Below are 3,944 nucleotides of genomic sequence, written 5' to 3'. Positions count from 1 at the left end.
GGAGCCGTGTGAACGGCTCTAAGGCGACGGCTTGGCGGCCGTCTGTCAACCGACATCCTATGTCGGGAGGCGGGCGCCATACAAGACCCTCACGGGGAAGACGTCCGGCCTGTCTCGCTGGCAGGCTGCTACCCTCCCGGCGCCAGGGCTGTCCCCTGGCAACGGCTGTAGCAGGCCAAACCAGCGAGCATCACCACCATGACCACGATCCACCTGACCCGGCGCAGAGCCGCAGCCGCGGCGCTGTGCGCACCTGTAGCGGGCGTTCGAAACGATGGGGGCGGACCTACCGTTTCCGACCCCTTCGCCGCTCTCCGCACCGCCTATGCCGCCTTCACGATGCGGGAAGGGGAGTGCGGCCAATGACCGACCGCATCAACCGCACGGCTCTGTCCGACCTGGAGAACCACCTGATACCGCTCGAGGGTGCAGCAAGCGTGCTGGCCGACTGGATCGGCGACATGCACGTGGGGTCAGAGGACGCCGATCGCGAATACACCCAGCTGCGGACCGCCGGCATCTGCTGGCTGGCCTGGGAGATCTTCCACGAGACAGTGAAAGTTCGGGAGTGCTTCGAGCGCCTGTGGACGGCCGACAAATCGGACCGGACTGCGGCATGAACCATGGGCCGGGCCTTCGGGCCCGGTCCCTTTGCGCGGCGTCGTGCAGACGATTACCGGTCATTACCGCTCCCCGGCCATTGGCCTCCGCTGGTGCCGCCTCCTCCACCGCTGCTGCCGCCGCCAAAGCCTCCCCCTGAGTCTCCGGAACTTGGCACGTCACCTCCGCCTCCGCCGCCAAAGCCTCCCCCACCGTCTCCGCCACCGCTTCCAAAGCCACCACCGCCTTCTGAGCCGCCTCCGCCCCAGTTCCCAGAGACGGGCCCGGGTGCCGCAATAGAGCCTCCCGAGCCCCCGCCATCTCCCCCGTTGCCCGGAGAACCGAAACCAATCGGACCTTGAGGACCAATTGGCCCTTGCGGCCCTTGTGGCCCTGGTGGGCCGGGCTCTCCTCGCTCACCACGCAGCAGCTCCACAGCCTCTTCGTCGGCAAGGATCGCGTCCTTGACCTCTTCCGGCGAAGGTATCGAACTCATGATTGTCGCTAAGGTCTGCCGGAGGTCCTCAGGATCACGCTCAGCGATTGCGGCGCTTACGGCCTGAAGCACTTCCTCGTCCAATCTGGCTTGGAATTCTGCATCCAACCTCTCGCTCGCGCCCTGGAAGATATCTTCTTGCAGTCTGGCGACGACGTCAGCAGTTCTCTCGCCAACAATCCGCTCAAATCGAGTCTGCTGGAGATCTGCTAGGGCCTCAACTCTTTCGCGGAATGCCGAATCGATACTCAAGTCTAGCATAGTATTATCAATCTTGGATCCGAGAAAGAAATACACGATAGTGCCAGTTATTCCCAGCAGAATGAAGAATACAAACGCCACCGTACGCGAGAATTGATGCAGAAAATTCTTATGCTCTTTTACTTCTTCCAATAAAATTCCTCTCTTTTTTATTTCATCTGACTGCAATATTTCTCTGACTCGTGCGTCAATTAACTGTCGTGCTTCTTCGGATAAATCGGACATGCTACTCTCCAGAGGGCGAGCGAATACCCTGCTCAGCAATTAGAGGCTGGAAAGCCTATAGTGCAGGAGCGGCTGCTGCCACTCAACCAACAAGCCGGGACACTCTATTTCGAAGTCGATATCTATCGCTCCCCCAAGCTGATCTTCGACCAGTTGACGGAACGTCGCTTCGGCCCCAGAACTACGATGCCGCAAGCCAATCCCAAACGCGCACGAAACCAGAACAAAACACCCGCTTCGTGTTGCATCCGTGTTGCATGGAATCTGCGGGAAGGCGTGTTAACGAATGACGGAACGCGAAGGAGATCGTGTTAATGCAGGCACTTACCGCGGAATGCTGTGTAACGCCCCGTGCAACATGAAAATAGCCCACTTTCGTGGGCTAAGTGCTTGATTTAGTTGGTAGCGGAGGAGGGACTCGAACCCCCGACACGCGGATTATGATTCCGCTGCTCTAACCGACTGAGCTACTCCGCCAAACCCTCATTTACGGACGTTCAGCCCCCTGCCCGCCTTTGGCTTGGGACCGGTCAGGCACCCAACGTTGCCTTTCTGCCGACTACTCTGGCATCGAGATCACGGAGCCTACGCACCCATCACCGCTTGTCAAGCATCCGGCGCGCAAGGCGAGCGTGGTCAACGGACATCGCCGCTCTGGTGACTGCGGCCCTACCCGACCCACGTCACCTACGTGCCGGTGCGGATCGCGATGTTCTTGGTCTGCAGATAGTTCCAGAGCGCCTCGCGGCCCTTCTCGCGGCCGAAGCCGGACTTGCCGTAGCCGCCGAACGGCGTTTCGACGCCGCCTGCATACCACTCGTTGACGAAGATCTGCCCGGCCTTTAGGTGCCGGGCCGCCGTCATGGCGCGGTCGAGGTCGCGCGTGAACACGCCGGCGACTAGGCCATAATCCGTGGCGTTCGCGATGCGGATCGCCTCGGCCTCGTCCTCGAACGAGAACACCGAGAGCACGGGGCCGAACACCTCCGTCTGCGCGATCGTCATCTCCGGCGCGACATTCGCGAAGATCGTCGGTTCCAGGAACCAGCCGGGGCGGTTCAGCCGATGCCCGCCGGTTACCAGCGACGCGCCCTCCTGCTGCGCCTGGCGGCACAGGCCCTCAGCCCGCTCCCGCTGCTTTTCGGAGATCATGGGCCCCATATCGGCGTCTTCGTCCGGTGCGCCGACCCGGAGCGACTGGGCCAGGGCACGCGCGCGGTCCACCACCTCGTCATGGATCGACCGGTGCACGATCAGCCGCGACATGGCCGAACAAACCTGCCCGGCATTGAAATAGATGCCCCACCGCAGCGACTCGTCCAGCGCTGCCAGATCCGCGTCGGGATAGGCGATCGCGGCCGACTTCCCGCCAAGCTCCATCACCGTTGGGATCACGGTCTTGGCCGCGGCCGTCATGATGGCGGTGCCGGTCTCCACAGAGCCGGTGAAAACGATCTGATCGACATCGGGATGGGACGAGAGGGCCGCGCCCGCTTCGTGACCGTAGCCGCATAGCACGCTGACGGCTCCGGCGGGCAGGCCGGCCGCCTCCACCGCCTCGGCGATGAAGAGGCTGCTGAGCGGCGTCAGTTCCGGTGTCTTGACGACGCAGGCGTTGCCCGCGGTCAGTGCCGCCGAAAGCGACCGTGCCGTCATCTCCACCGGATAGTTCCAGGGGATGATCTGCGCCGAGACGCCATACGGCTCCATCACCGTGAAGTCGTAATAGCCGTCGCCGAGCGGGATCGACCGGCCTTCCAGCGTCTCCGCCTGGTTGCCGTAGTATTCGAAATAGCGGACAGCCCCTTCGACCTCGATCCGGGCTTCCACCTTCGGCTTGCCGGTCTCCCGCGACAGCACGGCCGCGACCTCGTCCAGGCGCGCCGCCAGCCTGTCGCCGATCCGGCGGACCATGCGCCCGCGTTCGACCGGCCGCATGGCCGTCAAGGCACCGGAGAGGTGGCATGCCCGTGCGCCGGCCACGGCCCGGTCGACATCCGCCGGTCCGGCCCGCGCGATCGTGGCGAAGACCTGCCCCGTTGCGGGGTCTTCGACCTCGACCGGCGGCTGCAGACCGTCGGTCCATACGCCGCCGACATAGTTCAAATGGTGATCCGTCATCGCCGCATGTCCGCCTGTCCTTCGGGGCGATCAGAGCGCGCCCGCCTCCTCCAGCACCTTGCGGGCCACGCGGAAGCACTCCAGCGCCTGCGGAACGCCGCAATAGATGGCCACCACATGGATGATCGACCGGATTTCCGCTTTGGACACGCCGTTGTTCAGCGCGCCGCGGCAGTGGATCTCCCACTCATGCATCTTGCCCAGCGCGCCGATCATGGCGAGGTTCATCATCGACCGCGTC

At 63.3% G+C, this 3,944-nt stretch carries 4 protein-coding genes and 1 tRNA gene; 1 reads left to right on the top strand and 4 read right to left on the bottom strand.

Annotated elements, in window-relative coordinates; genetic code table 11:
* The first annotated feature begins 362 nt into the window (after positions 1-362).
* Positions 363-620, top strand: a complete 258-nt coding sequence (locus Q0996_RS00190) for a hypothetical protein (protein ID WP_299614796.1) — start codon at positions 363-365, stop codon at positions 618-620.
* A 53-nt stretch (positions 621-673) separates the two neighbouring features.
* Here the strand turns inward: Q0996_RS00190 and Q0996_RS00185 are convergent, their stop codons facing one another.
* The 4 genes from Q0996_RS00185 to Q0996_RS00170 all read right to left on the bottom strand — a co-directional run.
* A complete protein-coding gene (locus Q0996_RS00185) occupies positions 674-1,582 on the bottom strand; it encodes a hypothetical protein (protein WP_299614794.1) in 909 nt (302 codons plus the stop codon).
* A 400-nt stretch (positions 1,583-1,982) separates the two neighbouring features.
* Positions 1,983-2,059 (bottom strand) — tRNA-Met (locus Q0996_RS00180).
* Between the two features lie 210 nt (positions 2,060-2,269).
* Positions 2,270-3,688 (bottom strand): aldehyde dehydrogenase family protein, encoded by a 1,419-nt coding sequence (locus tag Q0996_RS00175; protein ID WP_299614793.1) that lies wholly within the window; start codon positions 3,686-3,688, stop codon positions 2,270-2,272.
* A 45-nt stretch (positions 3,689-3,733) separates the two neighbouring features.
* The coding region (locus Q0996_RS00170; protein ID WP_299614790.1) for a carboxymuconolactone decarboxylase family protein at positions 3,734-3,944 on the bottom strand (211 nt) is incomplete at its 5' end.

The sequence above is a fragment of the Pelagibius sp. genome, assembly GCF_028289705.1.
Taxonomy (GTDB): domain Bacteria; phylum Pseudomonadota; class Alphaproteobacteria; order Kiloniellales; family Kiloniellaceae; genus Pelagibius.
The sequence above is the reverse complement of the archived record's forward strand: the minus strand, read 5'-3'. Positions and strand labels throughout refer to the sequence as shown.

What these genes read in the sequence shown, in the direction of transcription:
- Q0996_RS00190 (WP_299614796.1), top strand. Translation starts at nt 363, where the DNA reads ATGACCGACCGCATCAACCGCACGGCTCTGTCCGACCTGGAGAACCAC.
- Q0996_RS00185 (WP_299614794.1), bottom strand. Translation starts at nt 1,582, where the DNA reads ATGTCCGATTTATCCGAAGAAGCACGACAGTTAATTGACGCACGAGTC.